The 21,363-nt window shown below is 57.9% G+C and carries 14 protein-coding genes; 7 read left to right on the forward strand and 7 right to left on the reverse strand.

Translation table 11 applies throughout. From position 1 onward, the window contains the following. Nucleotides 1-190: 190 nt before the first annotated feature. The 3 genes from ychF to AN476_RS02770 all read left to right on the forward strand — a co-directional run bounded on the left by ychF (nt 191) and on the right by AN476_RS02770 (nt 3,904). On the forward strand, nt 191-1,288 hold the full coding sequence (ychF, locus tag AN476_RS02760; RefSeq protein ID WP_054459482.1) for a redox-regulated ATPase YchF: 1,098 nt from the start codon (nt 191-193) through the stop codon (nt 1,286-1,288). A gap of 195 nt (nt 1,289-1,483) precedes the next feature. After that, nucleotides 1,484-2,404 carry a nucleoside hydrolase gene (locus tag AN476_RS02765; protein WP_054459483.1) on the forward strand — a complete coding sequence of 307 codons (921 nt, stop codon included), beginning with the start codon at nt 1,484-1,486 and terminating at the stop codon, nt 2,402-2,404. A 786-nt stretch (nt 2,405-3,190) separates the two neighbouring features. Beyond that, nucleotides 3,191-3,904, forward strand: a complete 714-nt coding sequence (locus tag AN476_RS02770) for a serine protease (RefSeq protein ID WP_083464203.1) — start codon at nt 3,191-3,193, stop codon at nt 3,902-3,904. 200 nt (nt 3,905-4,104) lie between these two features. Here AN476_RS02770 and AN476_RS02775 read toward each other — a convergent pair whose 3' ends face one another. The 4 genes from AN476_RS02775 to AN476_RS02790 form a co-directional block, all read right to left on the reverse strand. Then, the gene (locus AN476_RS02775; RefSeq protein ID WP_054459351.1) at nt 4,105-5,277 is read right to left on the reverse strand and encodes an HlyD family type I secretion periplasmic adaptor subunit; all 1,173 of its coding nucleotides are present in this window, start codon (nt 5,275-5,277) and stop codon (nt 4,105-4,107) included. Then, the gene (locus AN476_RS02780; RefSeq protein ID WP_054459353.1) at nt 5,274-7,679 is read right to left on the reverse strand and encodes an ATP-binding cassette domain-containing protein; all 2,406 of its coding nucleotides are present in this window, start codon (nt 7,677-7,679) and stop codon (nt 5,274-5,276) included. The genes AN476_RS02775 and AN476_RS02780 overlap by 4 nt, the downstream gene beginning before the upstream one ends. Next, nucleotides 7,676-8,980 carry a TolC family protein gene (locus AN476_RS02785; protein WP_054459355.1) on the reverse strand — a complete coding sequence of 435 codons (1,305 nt, stop codon included), beginning with the start codon at nt 8,978-8,980 and terminating at the stop codon, nt 7,676-7,678. Before AN476_RS02785 ends, AN476_RS02780 begins: the two co-directional genes overlap by 4 nt. 71 nt (nt 8,981-9,051) lie before the next feature. Continuing rightward, nucleotides 9,052-11,595 carry an Ig-like domain-containing protein gene (locus tag AN476_RS02790; RefSeq protein WP_054459358.1) on the reverse strand — a complete coding sequence of 848 codons (2,544 nt, stop codon included), beginning with the start codon at nt 11,593-11,595 and terminating at the stop codon, nt 9,052-9,054. Between the two features lie 787 nt (nt 11,596-12,382). Between AN476_RS02790 and AN476_RS02795 the strand changes: the two genes are divergently transcribed. The 3 genes from AN476_RS02795 to AN476_RS02805 are packed head-to-tail and all read left to right on the forward strand — an operon-like array spanning nt 12,383 to nt 17,168. Next, on the forward strand, nt 12,383-14,317 hold the full coding sequence (locus AN476_RS02795) for a PrkA family serine protein kinase (protein ID WP_054459359.1): 1,935 nt from the start codon (nt 12,383-12,385) through the stop codon (nt 14,315-14,317). A 15-nt stretch (nt 14,318-14,332) separates the two neighbouring features. Continuing rightward, the gene (locus AN476_RS02800; RefSeq protein ID WP_054459361.1) at nt 14,333-15,661 is read left to right on the forward strand and encodes a YeaH/YhbH family protein; all 1,329 of its coding nucleotides are present in this window, start codon (nt 14,333-14,335) and stop codon (nt 15,659-15,661) included. After that, entirely contained in the window at nt 15,654-17,168 is a 1,515-nt protein-coding gene (locus AN476_RS02805) for a SpoVR family protein (protein WP_054459363.1), read from the forward strand. The genes AN476_RS02800 and AN476_RS02805 overlap by 8 nt, the downstream gene beginning before the upstream one ends. A 40-nt stretch (nt 17,169-17,208) precedes the next feature. On the opposite strand, the gene AN476_RS02810 is transcribed toward AN476_RS02805, so the two are convergent. Together AN476_RS02810 and AN476_RS02815 are read right to left on the reverse strand one after the other, a co-directional pair. Beyond that, nucleotides 17,209-18,546: an MFS transporter gene (locus AN476_RS02810; protein WP_054459365.1), complete on the reverse strand. Its 1,338-nt coding sequence runs from the start codon at nt 18,544-18,546 to the stop codon at nt 17,209-17,211. A 3-nt stretch (nt 18,547-18,549) separates the two neighbouring features. Next, nucleotides 18,550-18,822: a metal-sensing transcriptional repressor gene (locus tag AN476_RS02815; RefSeq protein WP_054459367.1), complete on the reverse strand. Its 273-nt coding sequence runs from the start codon at nt 18,820-18,822 to the stop codon at nt 18,550-18,552. Between the two features lie 208 nt (nt 18,823-19,030). Between AN476_RS02815 and AN476_RS02820 the strand changes: the two genes are divergently transcribed. Then, complete coding sequence (locus tag AN476_RS02820; RefSeq protein WP_054459369.1) at nt 19,031-20,128, forward strand: Xaa-Pro peptidase family protein; 1,098 nt, start codon at nt 19,031-19,033, stop codon at nt 20,126-20,128. Between the two features lie 102 nt (nt 20,129-20,230). Here the strand turns inward: AN476_RS02820 and AN476_RS02825 are convergent, their stop codons facing one another. Then, on the reverse strand, nt 20,231-21,343 hold the full coding sequence (locus AN476_RS02825; protein WP_054459485.1) for an S-(hydroxymethyl)glutathione dehydrogenase/class III alcohol dehydrogenase: 1,113 nt from the start codon (nt 21,341-21,343) through the stop codon (nt 20,231-20,233). Nucleotides 21,344-21,363 lie beyond the last annotated feature (20 nt).

Here is a 21,363-nt window from a genome sequence, read left to right on the forward strand (position 1 = left end):
ATAGGATCACAATTCATGTTTTAAACCCGCCTTCACGCCAATGAGAGTTTACGCGAGGGCAGGATCACTTTTGACGGAGAATTGTCGGGGGTCAAGACGGAGCGAGGAGCTGGGCCAAAGGAGAATGCTGTCTTGCGCCGGGCGGCAATGCTGCCTAGAAGCCTTTCCCAAATGGCATCAGGAGGCCGAGATGGGCTTTAAAATGGGAATTGTCGGCCTGCCGAATGTCGGCAAGTCGACTTTGTTCAACGCATTGACCAAAACCGCATCGGCGCAGGCTGCGAACTTTCCGTTCTGCACTATTGAGCCCAATGTGGGTGAAGTCGGCGTGCCGGACAGCCGTCTGGACAAGCTGGCCGCGATTGCCACCTCCAAGCAGATCATCCCGACCCGGATGACCTTTGTGGATATTGCCGGGCTGGTCAAAGGCGCCTCAAAAGGCGAAGGCCTGGGCAATCAGTTCCTGGCCAACATCCGCGAAACCGATGCAATTGCACATGTTTTGCGCTGTTTCGAGGATGGCGACGTGACCCATGTTGATGGCCGCGTTGACCCAGTAGCGGATGCTGAAACCATCGAGACGGAGTTGATGCTTGCAGATCTGGAAAGCATCGAAAAGCGTCGTGCTGGCCTGGTACGCAAGATCAAAGGCAACGACAAAGACGCGGCCCAACAGGATCGTTTGTTGGCTGAAGCCCAGGCAATGCTCGAAGAGGGCAAGCCGGCGCGACTGGTTGAGGTCGACGCTGAAGACGCCAAAGCCTGGAAAATGTTGCAGCTCCTGAGCACCAAACCGGTGCTCTATGTTTGCAATGTAGGCGAGTCGGAATCTGCCGAAGGCAACGATCATTCCGCCAAGGTTGCGGAAATGGCGGCTGCTCAGGGCAATTCACATGTGGTCATCTCGGCACAGATCGAAGAAGAAATCAGCCAGCTTGAGGCCGAAGAGGCCCAGATGTTTCTCGAGGAAATGGGGCTTGAGGAAGCCGGGCTCGACCGGCTGATCCGCGCAGGCTACGAGCTGTTGCATCTGGAAACCTATTTCACCGTCGGCCCGAAAGAGGCCCGTGCCTGGACCATCCGTGAGGGCACCTCTGCGCCACAGGCCGCAGGCGTCATCCATGGCGACTTTGAAAAAGGTTTTATCCGGGCAGAGACTATTGCCTATGAGGACTATATCGCTTGCGACGGCGAGCAGGGGGCCAAAGAGGCTGGCAAGATGCGGGCCGAAGGCAAAACCTACATTGTCAAAGATGGCGATGTCATGCACTTTCTGTTCAACACCTGATCCAATGGGTCTCTGGGCCGCTGTGCTCGGACGAAGAGATCGGAATCGATTTGCAAGCGCCCCCGCAGTTACCCTGCCGGGGCGCTTCTCTTTTGCCGCAGGCCTGGCCCCAGCGGCCAGGTGCGATCTTTGCGGTGCTTGCTGAGGCCGCGCAGGAAATGTTAGGCGGCTTTGGTAAGTGAGAAAGAGGCTGCCATGATTAAACTGATTATCGACACGGACCCCGGCATTGATGATGCCATGGCGATTTTTTATGCGGCAGCAGCTCCAGAGATCTCGTTACTGGGGCTCACCACGATTTTTGGCAATGTCACCACCGCGATTGCCACCCGCAACGCGCTGCGCCTGCTGGAAGCTGCGGACCTGGATGTGCCTGTGGCACAGGGCGCAAAAGCTCCGCTGCGCCTGCCGCCGTTCAAGCCCTCTGCGCAGGTGCATGGCGAAGAGGGGTTTGGCAATATCCCGGCCATGCAGCCCAAGGGCGCACCGATCGAGGAAGAGGCCGCTGATTTCCTGATCCGTATGGCGCGCGAACATAAGGGGGAGCTGGTGCTCTGTCCTATCGGGCCGCTGACCAATATCGCTCTGGCCATTCAACGCGACCCGGAGTTTGTCAAAAACGTCAGACGTATTGTCATCATGGGGGGCTCTCTGGAGGAGGGCGGTAATATCACGCCGCATGCCGAGGCCAATATCTATCATGACCCTCATGCGGCGGATGTGGTCTTTGGCTCTGGGGCCGAAGTGGTGATGGTTGGCCTCGATGTCACGCACCGGATTCTGTGCACAAAGGCGGATTTTGCCTCTATCGCGGCTCTGTCGCCGGAAATGGGCGGGATGCTGCAAACCATGTCCGAGTTCTATCTGAACTTTTACGAAACCGTTGGAAAGTTTGACGGCTGTTCTCTGCATGACCCGGCGGCGGTGATCGCCTGTAGCCACCCTGAATTGTTCAATACAAAGAACCTGCCCATTCGTGTTTCCTGTTCCGGCGAGACATCGGGGCAAACCCTGGAGGCTGGCATTGGCAGTCGGGCGGCAGTATCGGTCTGTCTGGGCGTTGACTCACAGGCAGTTAAATCCCTGTTTATGAAGCGCCTGGCGCTGTTGCCCTGACAAGCCATAGCCCTGCCCTGAGCCGCGCACTTACTTCTCGCCCAGGGCGCTGTCACGGCCCTGTACATTGACGCCTGCGCCCTCGCGCCCGTGGGGGGAGGCGGGCGAGAGCCTTGCTGTTGCCGGACGCCAGCGGCAAAGGGCTGAGGCTGGCGGATGGTGCTCTAACGGTGAACCGCATCTGTGCGGGCTTAAGGTTTGCCTAAGGCGGATTAACGCGGCGCGCCTGTCTGGGAGGTTTTCGTCGACCCGTCGCATCTCTATGGCTGATGAGCCAAGGGCCTCCCCAAGGCGAGGGGAGAACCTAGCGGGTACACTTTGTTATCAAACCGCTAAAGAACCGCAGCGCGGCTGCGGTTGCGAGCCGTCGTGCCGCTGATGGCGCATGTCTTAACAGGCGGAGGCGCAGTTATGGATTTGGCAACAGAACACGGGGCCATTGGGCGGCGACTCAGGACTGATTCTTGCCCCATTTGCCCCAGATCTTGTGGCAATCCACCAATTTCTTACCGAAGTCTTGCGGTCGAACAGGTCTTTTGGGACGTCGCGTGGGAATAAAAATGCAAGTTTTTACAGCTATTTGACTAAAACCTTAGGGAGAGTCTTAACGCTGGGTGGCTTTTTACCCCGTTTTAGCGTCATTCTGGGGCATCAATAACCGGGGGGTTAGAGAATTGTTAACGCTGCCACATTCTGTCCATTATTTCGTCCACCAAGCACAAGATTGGGCCCCATTCCAGCCGCACGACTGAACAAACATGTCGATGTGGGAATTTGGAGTGGAAAATGAAACGACTAATCGCTGTGGCTGTGGCCTACTTGCTTGCAAGTATGCCCAGCGGCGCGAGGGCGGGTGATCCGCAATTTGGAGCTCGATCGTTACCTGGGTGGGAAGCGGTTGGACGTCTGAATATCTCGGGACGCAATATGTGTACCGGATCCTTGATTGCGCCAAACTTGGTACTGACCGCGGCCCATTGCCTGTATGATCCGGCATCTGGACGCGCGATTGATCCGACGACGATCAAATTCGAAGCGGGCCTCATGGGGCGACGCGCAAAAGCCGCACGCAACATTGCGAAGGCTGTGGTGCATCCAGGCTATCGGCATAGCCAAAGAGGTGGCTCTTTGATGGGGAGCGACATTGCGGTTCTCCGGCTGTCTCGACCGATCAATTCGAACGAGATCCAACCTTTGAGGATGTCTTTGAATGCCGCACGCGGGGACTCCGTTGGAGTGCTCTCTTACAACTTTACCCATGCAACGCGCCCCAATTTGGAACGCAGCTGCGAGGTTCTGGCAAAGCAGAGAACGACATTGGTGATGTCCTGCCTTGTGGACTTTGGGGCCTCTGGTGCACCAGTGCTGCAGGTAATACCGGGCCATTTGCCCAGGCTTGTCTCGGTGATTTCTGCCAAGGCCGCATTGGGAAGCAGACGTGTGTCGATTGGGACCGCGCTTGATTCAACCCTCTGGCGCCTGATGCAACAGGCCGGGTAACAACAGATACGTCCTTCCTTAGCGACGTTCCCACGGGACCTGCTGCTAGAATGGCAGTAGGGTACCGTAGTTTCGAGCGCGTAGGGAATTGTCTGTTGGAGCGCCGCCCCTGGTCAGCAGGGCGAGGCAGAACGGCCTCAGGGACAGTCACGGAAATCCCCGAAGCCTGTCGTGCTGAATGCTGAACTGGATGTGACAATCTAGGGTTCACGGAAGGCCTCTTGGGATTTGTACAGAGGCTTCAAAAGATAGTTGAGAACCGTTTTTGAGCCGGTTTGCAATTCGGCGGTGGCGCGCATGCCGGGACGAATTTCGATCCCCTGCTGGCGTTCGGTCAGATCAGAACGATCCACCCGGACCGTGACACGGTAATAGGGTTCGGCACGAGGGTTGCGCTCATCTTCAAAGGTGTCAGCCGAGACAAAATCGACCTCACCGTTCAGGGCGCCGTAGATCGTGTAATCATAGGCTGAGAGTTTAATCGTGGCGGTCTGGCCCGTTTGGACGCTGGCGATATCCTTGGGATTGACGCGGGCCTCTACAAACAGCTCTTCTCCCATCGGGATGATTTCAAAGATCTCTTCACCGGGGCGCACAACGCCGCCGATTGTGGTGACACCCAGGCTGTTGACGATTCCAGACATGGGCGAGGTGATCACCGTGCGATCCAGCTGATCCTGTGCCAAACGCTGATCCTGCCGCAAAGAGGCCAACTCACGCAGGGCTTCAGAATATTCTTCTGCCAGTTTCAGCTCGTTTTGGGTGCCGATCTCATTGAATTTGGCCTGGGCATCGGTTGCCGCTTTCTGAGCGCGGTTTACTTCGATCAGGGCCACGATGTTTTGCTCGTAGAGCTTTTGCATATTGGCCAGTTCGTCATTCAACTGATCAAGGATCTTGCGTGCGCTGGTACGGCGGCTGTCAAAATCGCCCTGACGGGCATTCAACAGCGCCCGTTCGGAGGCCAGGATCTCAGCCGAGCGATCTGCCAGATCAAGCGGCACTGTAAATTCATAGGCCCCGTCCATTTCTGCTTCGAGCCGAAACTGCTTGATTTCAAGCGTGTCGATCTGGTCCTGCAACTCATCGGCGATGGTGCGGAACTTGGTGTCCTGCAGTTTGGCCAGAACTTGCCCGGCGCGGACTTCATCGCCTTGACGCACGTGCAGCTCCGCCAGAATACCGCCTTCGAGGTTCTGTACGATCTGTGCCCGTGAAGAGGAGACCACTTCACCTTCGCCGCGCACGATCTCATCCACCGAAGCAAAGGCCGCCCAGCCGATGAACAGCACCAGGGCGGCTCCGACAAGATAGACAATGCGGCTGGCGCCGCGGGCGCTTTCAGCGAGATCATAATGCGCGGATGAGGTCATTTGCCTTCTCCTGCAGCCAGGTGAGCCAGAACCTTGTCACGGGGACCATCCACCACCATGCGCCCGTCCTGTAGGATCAGAGTGCGGTTGGTCAGCGACAGGATCGGCATCCGGTGGGTGGCAATCACGGCTGTACGGCCCTGCAGCCAGGTCTCCAGGCGGCTGACCAGGGTGCGCTCCAGCGTTTGGTCCAAAGCCGCTGTTGGTTCATCCAGCAGCACGATGGATGGGTTTTGCAGCCAAAGCCGCGCCCAGCCAATTGACTGACGTTGCCCAATCGACAAGCCTCCACCGCCATCACCTATGTCCAGATCCAGACCTTTGTGGTGGCCGCGCACATAGGCGCCGAGCCCGGAGAAGTCCAAGGCTGCCATCAGGCGGGTATCGTCCCGTTCCAATTGGTTGAGGTTGAGGTTATCACGCAAGGAACCGGCAAAGAGGCGCACATCCTGGCTGAGATAGCCAATGTTGCGGCGCAGATCGCGTGGATCGATCTGGCCCATATCGGTGCCATCAATCATGATCCGGCCTGCATCAGGGGAGTAGAGACCCGACAAAAGCTTGATCAGAGTAGACTTGCCCGAGCCATTGACACCCAGAACGGCAACCCTTTGGCCCGGAGTAATAGCAACGCCCGGCACATCCAGTGTGGGAGCGGCGTCCTCGTCGTAGCGGAACACCACTTCGCGCAGCTCAAAGCGGCCCTGAAGCTGCTCTCGGCGCAGGTAGCTGCGTTCTGCCTCCATCTCCTGCGGCGCGCTGGCGATGGCCTCCAGCCCCTCCAGGGCGCCTTTGACGTTGCTCCAGCGTGCCAGGGTGGCCGCGAATTGGGTTAGTGGCGCCAGGGTGCGGCTCGTCAGGATACCTGTGGCGATGATGGTGCCGACGGTGAACTCTCCGGCAAAGACCAGAAGCGTGCCCAGAACCACGGCGGTGATATAGGTGGCCTGTTGGATACCCTGCGACCAAAACGTGAGGGCGCTGGCCAGGCGGCGCTGCTCGGTCGAGGAATGCGACGACAGCACATTCAGCTCGTCCCAGTTGCGCATGACGCGATCTTCGCCACGCTGGGTCTTAACTGTGTCGAGCTCGGTAATGACCTCATGCAGCAAGCGGCCCGCCTTGGCATTGGCACCCTGGGTCTGACGGGTCAGCGCGATCATCTTGCGCTGCATGAAATAGGCTGGCAGCAGCATCAGGATGCCACCCACCATGATCACCCAGACAATCGGTCCGGCGATGGAGGCCACCAGCAGCAAGAAGACGGCGATAAAGGGAATATCGGCCAGCGTGGAAATGGTCGAGGACGTAAAGAACTCACGCACGGCACCAAAATCGCGCATCGCTGCAAACAGCCCAGACGGGGGCAGCGGCTTTTTGTCCGAACGCATGCCGATTAGGCGGCGCATTAGATTATGCTGCACAGACAGCTCGATCTGACGTCCGGCAGCATCCGTCAGCCGCGCACGGGCCACTTTGAGCAGGGCTTCGAGCATGATCGCAAGAAAGGCGCCAAGGGCCAGCACCCAGAGCGTGGCATGGGACTGGTGTGGCACCACCCGGTCATAGACCTGCAGAGAGAACAGCGCGACCGAGACCGCCAAAATGTTAGCAACCAGTGAGCCCAGCATGATTTCGCCAACCTGGCGGCGATATTTGGGGAATTCGCCCCAGAACCAATGATCGCTTTCCAGCTGCGGCGTATGTCGGGCCGCCATCTGTTTCAGCGAGGGACGGGCCACCACCAGGGTGCCGGTGAAGAACGGTGTGAACTCGCCCAGTGGCACCTCGGTGCGGTTGTCTTGGCAGGTGGTGTCAAAAATGGTGAGCCGTCCCTGGTCCTGGCCCAGAACCAGCACGCATTGCCCGCCCTTCATCATCGCCAAGGCTGGCCAGTCGCCGGAGGTCAATTCGCTGCGGCGCTGCAACTTGACCTGCAGCCCGGTCGAGCCCAGGGCCTGCGCCAGGCTTTCGGCCGAAGAATCGCCGGGGTTGTTGCTCCACATGAAGCTGGCGATATCGCCAGCATGGGCTTCGGTGCCTTTCAGGGAGGCCAGGGTGGCAATCAGAGAGGCGCGGTGTTGAATGCGGGCAGAAGCGCCTTCGATCAGGGTGCCAACTTCACGGCGACCGCCCTTTGCGATCTCGGTTTGCGCGCCGATTTCCGGCTGGGCCGGGGCAAGAGAGTCTTGCGGTTTGGCCGTGGCCGAAGAGGTCGGGGCCGAGGGGCTGGGCTTGAGGCCTGCGGAGCCTTCAAGAATCTGTCCGTTGACCGGAGTGTGATCCGACAGGGGCGCAGGGCTGGGAGGCACCGCACGCAGGCGGGGTGTGGCTGGCTTGCCTGGCTGATTGCTGGCTTTGCGCCCGGTTCCAGAGCGGGGGGGCATGGTTGTATCGGTCAAATTTTATCCCCATCCGCCAGAAGGCCCATGTCCCGCGCCAGCATCAGCTGGATCAACACGACTTCGTATTTCGCTTCGATGTGATCCTGCTCGCGCTGAACCAGTTCTTCATAGATTGAAACAACGTCCATCACCGGCCGCTGGCCGGCTTCAAACTGTGCTTTGAACAGCCGGTAGGTCTCGCGGCTGGCCCGCGCCAGCGAGGCGGTCTCTAGGGTTTGGCGCTGATAAGAGGCCAGGCGCTGGACCTGACGGGAGTGACTACGCCTGGCGTCTTCCTCGGCTTCACCGATTTGACGACGGGCGGCTTCTTTGGAGACGTCGATGGCTTTCAGCGCTGCCCCGGTGCCCAGACCCAGGGGTTCGGCGAGATCCAGGGTCAAACCCGCGCCGGATCCGTCGGAAGTGATGTTGCCAGCGGCAGAGATCTGGGGCAAAAGCCCGGCCCGGTTTATCACAGCCTGTGCCACGCCGCGATTGGCGGTGGCCTCTGATTTAAGAACCGAAAGATACTGCGTTGTTTCCGGCGGTGCCCCAAGGTCGAGTTTGCCTGGTTTTTCCGAAAAGCTTTCGCCGGTCATCGCCTGGAGTTCGGCGCGGGCGGTGCTGGCGGCATCCTGAGCGGTGGTGCGGGCATTGCGCATGCCGTTGATTTTGCTGTCTACCACATTCAGGTCGGCGCGATCGGACAGGCCACCGTCAACGCGACCGGACACGATGCGGCGGAATTCCTGCATCTGGGTCAGCGCGCGCCCATTATAGGCAGCCTTCTCGTCGCCGCGCAGGCCGGCCAGATAGAGACCGACCGCATCTTCGACCCGTTCGTTCATATCCTGCGACAGATTGACAGCAGCCACTTCGACATCGGCAGCGGCAAAGGCGCGCTCGGCTTTGCGGCGGCCGTTGTCAAAAAGAACCTGTTCAATCAGCATGCCAGCCACCAGATCACCCAGATCCGTCAGGCTGACGGAGGGGCCAATAGAGGGCAGCCAGTTTTTTGATTTCGCTTCGGCGCGGAGTTTGGCGCTGATCAATTCAGCTTCGGAGGCGCGTGCTGAGGCGGCAACAGCAGCCTCGGCTACCGCATCGTAGACCGTGTCTTCGGGCAGCAGAGAGCGGCGCGCCAGCAGGGTCGAGATAACCTCTGAGGTGGTCTCGCCTTCGGGCTGCACGAAGTTGCCTCCACGCCGAGAAACCTCTGTCTCCTCCGAAGTATTGCCCGCCAGGAAGGGCACACCGTCAGCGCAGCCGGAAAGACTGCACATAAGTGCTAATACGCCCATGGGTCGTGCCAATTGCATGCTGCCCCTCGCCCCTTTGTAGGGTTTTGGTTGGAACCGGCAGCGATTGGGATCGGTGCCGGTCCGATTGATCAGATGATGACGGTGACGTCTTGATCAATGACCAGGGTCGCGCCGTCGTTGCCAACGGTGTAGACATTGTAGTTCTCGCCACCGACATTGCGGGTTCCGGTCAGTGTTGCCCCTGTGACGGTCACGCTGTCATCGCCCGGCGTGCTGCCGCTGTGGATGGTCAGGGTGTCCGAATTCTCAGACAGCGCCTTGATATCTGCTTCGGTCAGAACCAGCGATACATTGTCAGCTGCGCCCAGATCCAGCTCGTCGATATTGAACTGGCTGAGACCGGCATGGTTCAATGTGCTTGCCGTGGTCGCATTGTCTTCGAGAACCAGCAGGGTGCTGGACCCGTTGCCAAGGCTGTCCACATTGGTCACCACCAAGTCGGTGCCGTCTGGGATGGCGCTGGAGAAGTCGAATTCTGTGATGCCGCGCCCTTCGGTGACAGACGCACCGGGGTTGGATACGGAGCCGTCTCCTTCGAGCGCGTTGACAATAACCGACTCGCCCGTTCCAGCAATGCCTTCAACGCTGATTTCGTTGATATCCTGGCTGCCGATCTCATAGGTGATCGAGTCCAGAACCGGAGCTTCAAACACGGTATCGACCTCAAAATTTTCGGTCAGCGTACTGGTGTTGCCTGCCGGATCCGTGGCTACGATCGTGGCCGTTGCCGCATATTCACCGCTTGGCAGATCACTGGCCGAGAATTCGGCGCTCCAATTGCCTGCCGCATCCACGGTTGCCGTTTTGGCCACACCTCGGATTGTTACAATCACTTCCGAGCCGGGTTCAACCGTGCCCTGAAGCGCAAAACCAGCGTTCAGCTCATCCTGGTTGACCACATCATTTGCGGTCTGATTGGCTTCGACGGTAAAGGGGGCAACCTCGGTGTCGATTGCAAGGGTGCGGGTCACGATATCCGTGTTGCCAACAGAATCTGTGGCGTGGACTTCGATATCGACATCCGTGGTGCCCGTGGGAATGGAGCTTTGTGGGATAAGCACTGTCCAATTGCCGGAGGCATCAACCGTGGCGTTCTGGCCCGCTGCGGAGCCAAAGAACACCTGCACTGTCGAGCCAGGCTCTGCCGTGCCGGTCAACTGAACGCCGCCCTGGGCTTCTTGGCCCGACAAAACGTCATCGGCACCTGCAAAACCACTGTTCAGTGTTGCACTGGTTTCTGTATCAATATGGACCGTATGCGTGCTGGTCGAGCTGTTTCCAGCCGTATCGCTCGAGGTGACCTCGACAGTGCTGGCATAGTTGTTGCCGCCGGTAATTTCCGAGCTGGCGTAGTCAACAGACCAGGTGCCATCGCCAGCCACTGTGGTGGTTCTGGTGACGCCTTGGAATAGAACCGAGATCGAAGCCCCAGCTTCGCCCGTCCCCGAAAGGGTCACGCCGGATGAGGCTTCGGCAAAGCTGATAACGTTGTCACCTTCGACAGTATCGATACCGATCGGGGGCGCGATGGTGTCGACAACAAGCGTTTCGGTATAGCTGGCGCTATTGCCAAAATCGTCTGTTGTGGTGATGGCCACCTCGGTGGTGTACTCGCCGGTATTGATCTGGCTGGAGTCAAAGGTGACGGACCAGCTGCCATCAGTGCCAACAGTTGTCGTCTGGGTATGACCGTTGACAACCACACTGACACTCGCGCCGACCTCGCCGGTCCCGTTGATCACGGTGCCGGTGGAGTGCTCGCTGCCATTGACGATATCGCCTGTGGACTGAGTGCCGCCCGTCACCTGAAGATCTGGGGGCGTGGTGTCGATAACGACTGAAGGACCGTCTAGATCATGGGTCGTGCCGTTGGGGTCGGTGACCTTGACTGTGGTTTCATAGTTGCCATCGGCAGGCAGGTCTGTAACTGGGAAGGAAACTTCCCAGGTGCCATCGTCCTTGATGGTTGTCGTCTGTGTCTCACCGCCGATGTCGACTTCGACTTCAGCGCCGGGAGTACCTGTACCAGTGATCACAACCGGGTCAGTGGTTGCCCCGGCGATGGGGAAGTTGGCGTCGGGGTTATCGACGGTCGGTACGATCACGCCACCACCGCCACCACCGCCGCCACCGGCAATAACGGCGGCACCTGCTACACCTGCCGCCGCGCCAGCAGCGCCAAGGCCACCAAAGAGGGGAGCAGCAAGGGGGGCGATCACGGGTTCGATGCGGTCAACATCCAAAAAGACCATATCGTCATAGGCCGACCATTTGCCGGAAATGTCCAAAGGCTCGTAGCTCGCAAACAGCGCGCCCTCGGCTTTGTCTTCCAGCACGACTTCGACAAAATTACCCTCTTCGCTGAGGAATAGGTTCTTACCGCCTGGCGTGCCGTTGCTATAGTAGTTCTGCAACACAAGGATCTGGCCATCTGCCAGCATAAGGTGGAGATCGGATCCCCGCCTTACATAGGCGTCGATGTCCGAGGCGCTGAGATTCAGCGAGATGTCCTTGGAATGGGTGACATTAAGAAGAGAGGGAGATCCCTCGGAAAAAGTGCTTTGACGCGTGGTACCCGATAGATCACGGGTGATAAATCCAACAGTGCTCATTTTTTTGCCGCTCGCTTATGGACCACACAACGCCCTAAATCATGGGGTTGCGGGGGATCCGGTGCCTGTATGTTTCTGCCGAAGGCCGTTCTTTGCGGCCATATTGTGGGTATATTGCGTCGAATTTAAATCAATTGTCCAGCCGGCGCTGGCATAAACTGTGGATGAATTGCGCTCTATAGTGTCTTGTTTGCCGCAGATTTTCTGCTGCAGGGCGCTGTGCCCCCCTGATTTCGCGGGTTTTGTTAACAGAAGGTTAACAGAAACGCACCTGCTTGGAATCAAGGCAGGTAAAGAGGCGCCGGGGCTGAGACATAGGCAAAATCGTGGCCAAAAAGGGTGAGAGAGGGGGCGTGTTTGGCGATGCCGACCCGCCTCCACGGGGGAGTAAATGTCGGGGCGGTGGCGGATTTGCACGCCTTAAAAGCCCGCTCAATGGCAAGGCTGGGAAACGGGGGAATTCACAGGTTTGGGTGAGATCGTGAAGATTTTTTGATAAAAATCTTCTGGCAATTAATTAAAAATACACCAGTTCCTCATAGTATGAACCGTACAAATAGTGTATCCTCGCGGAATACTGAATGGCGTCCGAAACCCTTAATTTCCGGACCAAGCCCCCCTGATAAGAGTGGGCATCCGGTGTTTACGACGCCGTCGACCAAGAGCAGAAATCAAAACCACAAACGACCGCGGACATCCGTGGCCCAGACTCTGGGGTCTCTATGTCTGCGCGTTTTCACCACCGCCAGGAGGAAGGGCGAAGCGTAACCCAGGAGGCTAGATCCCAATGAAAGACATTGCCGAGATATTTGTTGAGCAGTACGGCCAGACGCGTGAGCAGGAGATGTCACTCTATGACTATCTGGATGCCTGCCGAAGCGACCCAAGCCTTTATGCCAATGTTGCCGAGCGCATGCTCAAGGCAATTGGCGAAGAGGAGCTGGTTGATACATCCAAGGACGCCCGGTTAGGGCCGATCTTTCAGAACCGAACGATCAAGCAATACCGCGCTTTCAAAGACTTCTACGGGATGGAAGACACCATCGAGCGCATCGTTGGCTATTTCCGGCATGCGGCCCAGGGGCTGGAAGAACGCAAGCAAATTCTCTACCTGCTGGGGCCTGTGGGCGGTGGTAAATCCTCATTGGCTGAACAGCTGAAGCGCCTGGTCGAAGATCAGCCCATCTATGTGCTCAAGGCCGGGGACCAGCTGTCGCCGATCTTTGAAAGCCCCCTGGGTCTCTTTGATCCCGTCAAGATGGGCAAAATCCTGGAAGAGGAATACGGTATTGCCCGCCATCGCCTGCCGGGGCTGATGTCGCCCTGGGCGGTGCAGCGGTTGGATGAGTTTGGGGGGGACATCAGTAAATTCACCGTGGCGCGGATCTATCCTTCGGGTTTGCGGCGCATGGGTGTCGCCAAGGTCGAACCGGGCGATGAGAACAATCAGGATATTTCGACCCTGGTGGGCAAGGTGGATATCCGCCAGCTGGAACATTTTAGCCAGGACAATCCGGATGCCTATAGTTTCTCGGGCGGTTTGAACCGTGCCAATCAGGGCGTGCTGGAATTTGTCGAGATGTTCAAAGCCCCGATCAAGATGTTGCATCCACTGCTGACCGCGACACAGGAGGGCAACTACATGGGCACCGAGAGCTTTGGGGCCATACCCTTTACTGGCTTGGTGCTGGCCCATTCCAACGAGAGCGAGTGGCAGACCTTTAAGAACAACAAGAACAATGAGGCCTTTATCGACCGGGTCTCGATCGTCAAGGTTCCCTATTGCCTGCGCGTCAGCGATGAGGCGCAGATTTATGACAAGCTGATCCAGCACAGCGAACTGGCCGAGGCGCCTTGCGCGCCGGAAACCCTCAAAATCCTCAGCCGGTTCTCGGTTCTGACCCGGCTGAAGCCGCATGAGAATTCCAACCTATATTCCAAGATGCGGGTCTACGATGGTGAAAGCCTGAAAGACACCGACCCCAAGGCCAAGACGGTGCAGGAGTATCAGGACCGGGCTGGCGTTGATGAGGGGATGAACGGGATCTCCACCCGCTTTGCCTTTAAGGTGCTGTCCTCGACCTTTAACTTTGATACCGAAGAAATTGCCGCCGATCCGGTACATCTGATGTATGTTCTGGAGCAGATGATCAAGCGCGAGCAATTCCCGGCAGAGACCGAGGCCAAATACCTCGAGTTCATCAAAACCGATCTCGCGCAGCGCTATGAGGAATTCATCGGCAATGAGATCCAGAAGGCCTATCTTGAGAGCTATACCGAATATGGCCAGAACGTCTTTGATCGCTACATCTCATATGCGGACGCCTGGATCGAAGAGCAGGACTACAAGGATCCGGATACCGGCCAGCTATATGATCGTGAGATCCTGGATGCAGAACTGAGCAAGATTGAAAAGCCTGTCGGCATCGCCAATCCCAAGGATTTCCGCAACGAGGTGGTCAAGTTTGCGTTGCGGCATCGCGCCAATACCGGGTCAAACCCGGCTTGGAACTCTTATGAAAAGCTGCGCGATGTGATCGAGAAACACATGTTCAGCCAGGTCGAAGAACTGCTGCCAGTGATCAGCTTTGGCAGCAAGAAGGACAGCAAGACCGAAAGCAAGCACCAGGAGTTTGTCGAGCGCATGCGCAGCCATGGCTATACCGACCGTCAGGTGCGACGCCTGGTTGAATGGTACATGCGGGTCAATAAGGCCGGATAAAAGGGGCGTTGAAAGATGCATCAATTCATCGACAGACGCGCCAATCCCAAGGGCAAGAGCCACGGCAATCGACAGAGATTTCTGCGCCGCGCCCGGGAGAATATCAAGGAGCGTGTTGACCGGTCGGTGCGGGACAGATCCATTCAAGATGGCGATGGCGTTCCGACAGATGGCGAAAAAGTGACAATCCCCTCGCGGGGGTTGCAGGAGCCGCGGTTCTTTCATGGATCCGGCGGCAACCGCAAACATGTCCTGCCCGGGAACAAGGATTTTGTGGTGGGGGATGCCATTCCCAAACCACAGGGCGGATCCGGGCAGGGCGGACGCAAGGCCTCGGAAGAGGGGGACGGCGAGGATGAGTTCTCCTTTACCCTGACCCGAGACGAGTATCTTGAGATCCTCTTTGATGGGTTGGAGCTGCCTGATCTGGTGGAAAAATCCACGGTAGAGACCGAAACCATCGGCACCCGGCGCGCGGGGCTTACAACGGCTGGAACGCCAAACAACCTCAATCTGGTGCGCACCATGCGCAACTCACTGGGGCGGCGGATTGCCCTGCGGCGCCCCTCTGCTCAGGCCGAAAAGGATCTGTTGGCAGAAATCGACATGCTCGAGGCGCTGCCAAGCCGATCCGCGGCACAGGTTGAGCTGCTTGAGCAATTGCAGGCCCGTCTGGATGGTCTGCAACGCAAGCGCAAGGTGGTAGGCTACATTGACCCGATTGATCTGCGCTTTGACACGCATGTGCCGGAGAAGATCCGCAAATCCCGTGCTGTGGTCTTTTGCCTGATGGATGTGTCGGGATCGATGCAGGAACGTGAAAAAGATCTGGGCAAGCGGTTTTTTCTGCTGCTGCACCTGTTTCTGTCGCGCTGCTATGAACAGACTGAGCTGGTTTTTATCCGCCATACCCATGTGGCCGAAGAGGTGGATGAGGAGACCTTCTTTTATGCCCGAGAAACCGGAGGGACCATTGTTTCGACCGCCCTGGATAAGATGCGTGAGGTGATTGCCGAGCGGTTCCCGGCGGAGGAATGGAACATCTACGGGGCGCAGGTGTCGGATGGTGAAAACTTTGGCAACGACTCGGCGCGGTGCAAGAAACTGCTGCTCGAGGATCTGCTGCCGGTCTGCCAGTACTACGCCTATATGGAGATCGTGGAAGAGAGCGCTGAGACACTGCTGAATGACACCGAGGCTGGGGATGACCTGTGGCAGAACTATCGCCTGGTCAAAGCGCAGGCACCGCATTTCGAGATGCAACGGGTGGCACACGCGGCCCATATCTATCCGATATTCAGGGAGTTTTTCCTGCCACGGCTGAGGGGAGGTCAAAATGCTTGACGCAAAACCGGGATCAAACCTGTTGTTTGACGGTCCAGAGTGGAGTTTTGAGCTGCTGGAAAAGGCCCGCGATGCCATTGAGGAGATCGCGCTGAACGATCTAGGGTTGAATGTCTACCAGAACCAGATCGAGATCATTTCGGCCGAGCAGATGCTGGATGCCTATTCCTGCACCGGATTGCCCTTGATGTATCAGCACTGGTCCTTTGGGAAACACTTTGCCCGCGACGAGGCGCTCTATCGGACCGGGCGGCAGGGGCTGGCCTATGAGATCGTGATCAATTCCAACCCCTGCATCAGCTACAACATGGAAGAAAACACCATGTCGATGCAGACATTGGTGATGGCCCATGCGGCCTTTGGGCATAACCATTTCTTCAAGAACAACTACCTGTTCCTGCAGTGGACCGATGCCGATGGCATTCATGACTATCTGGCCTTTGCCAAGAACTACATCTCGGCCTGCGAGGAGCGCTATGGTCTGGATGCGGTCGAAGAGGTGCTGGATGCAGCGCATGCGTTGCAGACCCAGGGCGTGTTTCGCTATGGACGCCCACCCAAACCCACCTCGCAAGAGTTGGAAGCGATGCAGCGGGTGCGCGACGGCCATGAAAGCGCGCGTAGCCTGCTCGACATCTGGACCGATGCAACGATGGGCAAGGACAAGGATGAGGCGGATCACGATGAACCCTATAGTGCGCGGCGCAAGAGCCTGAACCTGCCGCAGGAAAATATCCTGTATTTCTTAGAGAAACACAGCCCAATCCTGAAACCTTGGCAGCGTGAGTTGCTGCGCATCGTGCGGATGCTGGCGCAGTATTTTTATCCGCAAAAACAGACCAAGGTGATGAACGAGGGCTGCGCCACCTTTGTGCACTATTACATTATCAACGAGCTGTTCTCGCAGGGGCGGCTCACTGAAGGCGCCTATATGGAGATGATGCACAGCCACACAAATGTGGTTCTGCAGCCCGAATATGACGATCCGCGCTATTCGGGGATCAACCCCTATGCGTTGGGCTTTGCCATGATGATGGATATCAAGCGTATCTGCGAAGAGCCAACGCAGGAGGATCGCGACTGGTTCCCGGATATCGCAGGCTGTGGAGACTGGCGGCGGGTGCTGCGCGATGCCTGGGCTAATTACCGGGATGAAAGCTTTATCCAGCAGTTCCTCTCGCCGCATCTGATGCGCAAGTTCAAGCTCTTTGCCCTGGTGGATCAGGAGGAGCAAAAGGACCTAGTGGTGAGCCAGATCCACAACCGTGCTGGCTATAAGGAGATCCGCCGGGCCTTGGCGCAGCAGTATGATCTGGCTTATCTGGAGCCGGACATCCAGGTTACGGACGCGGATCTGAGCGGTGATCGGCGCTTGATCCTGTCCCATACGGTGCGCGATGGCATCCACCTGGAGGAAGACAACAAGCGCGAGGTTCTGAAACACCTGCGCGTCCTCTGGGGCTATGAGGTCTGTCTGAATGCGGTCGAAACCTTGGTCGAGCCCTGATGTCTCCATCAGAGCGGCACTTGCGTGCCGCTCCGGCTCCTCACCTGTCGCGCGGCGGATAGGCCCTGTGCAGGTCATCAATGACATAGGGGTGGGCATGGCGCTGAGGGCTTTGCCCGCTGCCGTCTTGCAGATGGGGATGATCGGCTGCCAGCTCCGGGTGATCATGGAGCAGGCTTTCCGGGTCATGCCTAGGCCAGTGTCGCAGGGCAAATAGCAACCCCAGCAGCGCCAAGAGATTCAACAGCAAAAGCGCGGGCACCATGCCAAGGCTGCTCATGCTCCAGCCTGCCAGGGGATAGGTGATCAGCCAGCAGCCATGTGACAGGGTGAACTGTGCAGCAAAGACCGCAGGGCGATCCTCAGGCCGGGCGGAGCGTTTCAGCAGCCGTCCCGACGGGGTGAGAATGGTAGAATAGCCAAGGCCAGAGAGAAGCCAGCTGGTCATCACCGGGGTCACCGCTGCGCCAAAGATTGAGACATAGGCGGCCAGCCCTGTCTGGGCCAGGATGGCGATCAGCGCCCCGGAAATCATGACCGGCCGATCCTGAAACCGCGCCAGAAGCTTTGGCAGGGTAAAGGCGGCCAGCATGGACCCGGCTCCAAAGCTTGCCAGCGCCAGGGCAACCATATGTTCGGACAATCCCAGCTCGGCCCGCATGATGACCACGGTGTTGATGATAACAATTGCACTCACGGCGGCGGCAACAGCCGAAAGCCCCAGTAACCCGCGCAGGCGGGGCGTTTTCAGGTAGATGCGAATGCCCAGGGTGGTCCGATCATAAAAGCCCTTTGGCTCACTGGGTTTGGGCGAGGGCAGCGCAACAGAAACCACCAGGAGTGCCGAGGCGACAAAGCCAAGGGCGGTGCCAAAAAACAGCGCATTGGCCGCCACCAAAGTCAGCAGCAGCGCTGCCAGTGAGGGGGAAAGCATGCTCTCAATGTCATAGGCCAGCCGCGACAGCGACAGTGCATTGGTGTAGTCTTCCTCATTGCTCAACACATCGGGGATGGTGGCCTGAAAGGCGGGTGTAAAGCCGGCAGAGGAGGCCTGCATCACAAAGATCAGCACATAGATCTGCCAGATCTCGCTGACAAAGGGCAGGGCCAGTGCCACCAGGGCCCGCAGGATGTCCAGGGTGACCAACCAGTTGCGGCGGGGATATTGGCTGGCAAGGGCCGCTGCAATCGGGGCCAGGGTCACATAGCTGATCATCTTGATGGTGAGCGCAATGCCCAGAACAATCGAAGCATCTGCTCCGGCCAGATCATAGGCAATGAGCCCCAGCGCCACCGTCGCCAACCCGGTCCCGGTAATGGAGATGACCTGAGCAGCAAACAGATGTCGAAAGGTGCGGTTTTTCAAGACTGTAAACATGGCTCACAGATACCGCGCGATATCTTTGAAGGTCTCGCTTTGCGCCTCAGCCCGGGCGCCTTCGTCTGTATTTTCCAGACAATGATCGATGTGATCAAAGATCAACTCCCGCTTGGCATTGGTGATCGCCTTTTCAACGGCTTGCAGCTGTTGGGCGATTTCCGCGCAGGGGCGTCCCTCTGCCATCATGGTGATGACACTGGACAGATGGCCATTTGCGCGTTTGAGCCGGGCGGAAATTCGCGGGTGAGAGAGATGTGTGTGTTGCTGTTTCATAGGCGCATTATCCCCCTAGGGAGGATAATTGCAAGGCTGATACTTGTCGCCGGGCGTGGACACAAGCGGCATTGACAGAGCTCAGATTGAATTGGATACAATATTCCAAAAAGGGTGGTCGGACAAAACTCGCCTCTTATTGCGTCTTTGTCGCCCCAAGATCGCAGGCTGTTTCGTCACCCTTGTTTTTGTCCTTTGGAGAATTCATATGACTGCTTCTTTTGCTGAGTATCGCCAGCTGGCCCAATCCCTATCAGTGGATGCGCTGGCTCTGGTCCCTGGGCCAAATTTCACCCGGGCGCTGGGCCATAGCTTTATGAGCCATGAGCGCCCCTTTGTGTTGGTGATCCCGGCAGTGGGTGCACCGGCTGCCATTGTGCCGAACTTGGAACTTGGGTCTTGGGAGCTGGTGAACTTTGAGGGCAAGGTTTTTGACTGGCGTGATCAGGATGGCTACCAGGCCGCCTTTGATGCGCTTGCCGCCCATATGCCCATGAAGCGTCTTGCGGTCGAGGGTCAGGTTATGCGGGTCTTTGTGCATCACGCGCTGAAACAGGCCAGCCCGGAGCTGGAAATCATCGACGCTGAAAAGCAAATCTCAGGGCTGCGGATGGTTAAGAGTGAAGCCGATGTCGCGGCCTTGCAAAAGGCGATTGCCCTGTCAGAACGCGCGCTGCATCGGGTTCTGGCTGAGGTTCAGGAGGGCCAAACCGAGAAGGAGATCGAGAGTCGCCTCATTCAGGCGCTTTTTTCCGAGGGGGCTGATGATCTTGCATTTACCCCGATTGTGGTGGCCAGTGACAATTCGGCACGGGTGCATGGCCATGCCCGCGAAGACTATAAAATCCAGTCCGGTGACGCGCTCCTGTTTGATTTTGGCGCCCGCAAGGATGGCTTTTGCGCCGATATCACCCGTACCGTTTTTGTCGCTGAGGTAAGCGATGAGGCCCGCGCGGTGTATGAGACGGTTCTGGCGGCCAATATGGCGGGGCTTGCGGCGACGCGGGCCGGGGTCACCGCGCATCAGATTGATGATGTAGTGATCGGTGTACTGGAAGCCTCTCCTTACGCCGAACACATCGAAACCAAGACAGGCCACGGCTTGGGGCGGGATGTGCATGAAGCTCCCTATATCATGCGGGGCAATCATCAGGTGCTGCCTGCGGGCACCGTCTACACCAACGAACCAGGGCTCTATCTTGCCGGAAAGTTTGGCGTGCGGATCGAAGATGACGTGCTGATCACCGAAGAGGGCTGTCAGGTGCTGACCCAATTCCCCAAAGAGCTGACCATTGTCGGCAGCTAGGGGCTGCCCCTGCTGCACTTCCGTGGAGCAACATTGAAAAAGGCGCGACCTGTGATGGGTCGCGCCTTTCTCGTTATGGATACCGCTATCGGCGGTGAGGTCTTAGAACTCCACCACGGCGCGGATGGATTTGCCTTCGTGCATCAGATCAAAGCCGTGGTTGATCTCGTCCAGTGTCAGCTTGTGGGTGATCATTGGATCGATCTCGATCTTGCCGTCCATGTACCAGTCAACGATCTTGGGCACATCGGTGCGGCCGGAGGCGCCACCAAAGGCGGTGCCGCGCCAGCTGCGGCCGGTGACCAGCTGGAAGGGACGGGTGGAGATCTCGGCACCTGCAGGGGCCACACCGATGATGATGCTCTCGCCCCAGCCCTTGTGGGCGCATTCCAGCGCGGTGCGCATGACGTTGACATTGCCAGTGGCGTCAAAGGTGTAATCGGCACCGCCGCCGGTCAGCTCGACCAGATGAGCCACCAGATCGCCTTCGGCCTCGGCTGGATTGACAAAATGAGTCATGCCAAAATGCGTCGCCATCTCGACCTTGCCGGGGTTCAGGTCAACGCCGACGATCTGATCGGCACCTGCCAGTTTAAGACCCTGGATCACGTTCAGACCAATGCCGCCCAGACCAAAGACCACGGCAGTCGAACCGATTTCCACTTTGGCGGTGTTGATCACCGCGCCGATACCGGTGGTGACACCGCAGCCGATGTAGCAGATCTTGTCGAAGGGCGCGTCCTTGCGCACCTTGGCCAGGGCGATTTCCGGCACCACGGTGTGATTGGCAAAGGTCGAGCAGCCCATGTAGTGATGAATGGGGGTGCCATCCAGCATCGAGAAGCGGGTGGAGCCATCAGGCAGCAGGCCCTGACCCTGGGTGGAACGGATCGACTGGCACAGGTTGGTTTTGGGGTTGAGGCAGTATTCGCACTCGCGGCACTCAGGCGTGTAGAGCGGGATCACGTGATCGCCCACTTCCAGGCTGGTCACACCTTCGCCGACTTGGATCACCACACCGGCGCCCTCATGGCCTAAAATGGCAGGGAAGATGCCTTCGGGATCGTCGCCGGACCGGGTAAATTCATCCGTGTGGCACAGGCCAGTTGCCTTAATCTCCACCAGAACTTCGCCGGCCTTGGGGCCTTCGAGGTTCACTTCCATCACTTCGAGCGGCTTGCCCGGAGCAACAGCAACGGCTGCACGTGTACGCATCATGATTGCGATCCTTCGTC

Origin of the sequence: Phaeobacter sp. 11ANDIMAR09 (assembly GCF_001294455.1) — a bacterium.
Classification (GTDB): Bacteria; Pseudomonadota; Alphaproteobacteria; order Rhodobacterales; family Rhodobacteraceae; genus Pseudophaeobacter.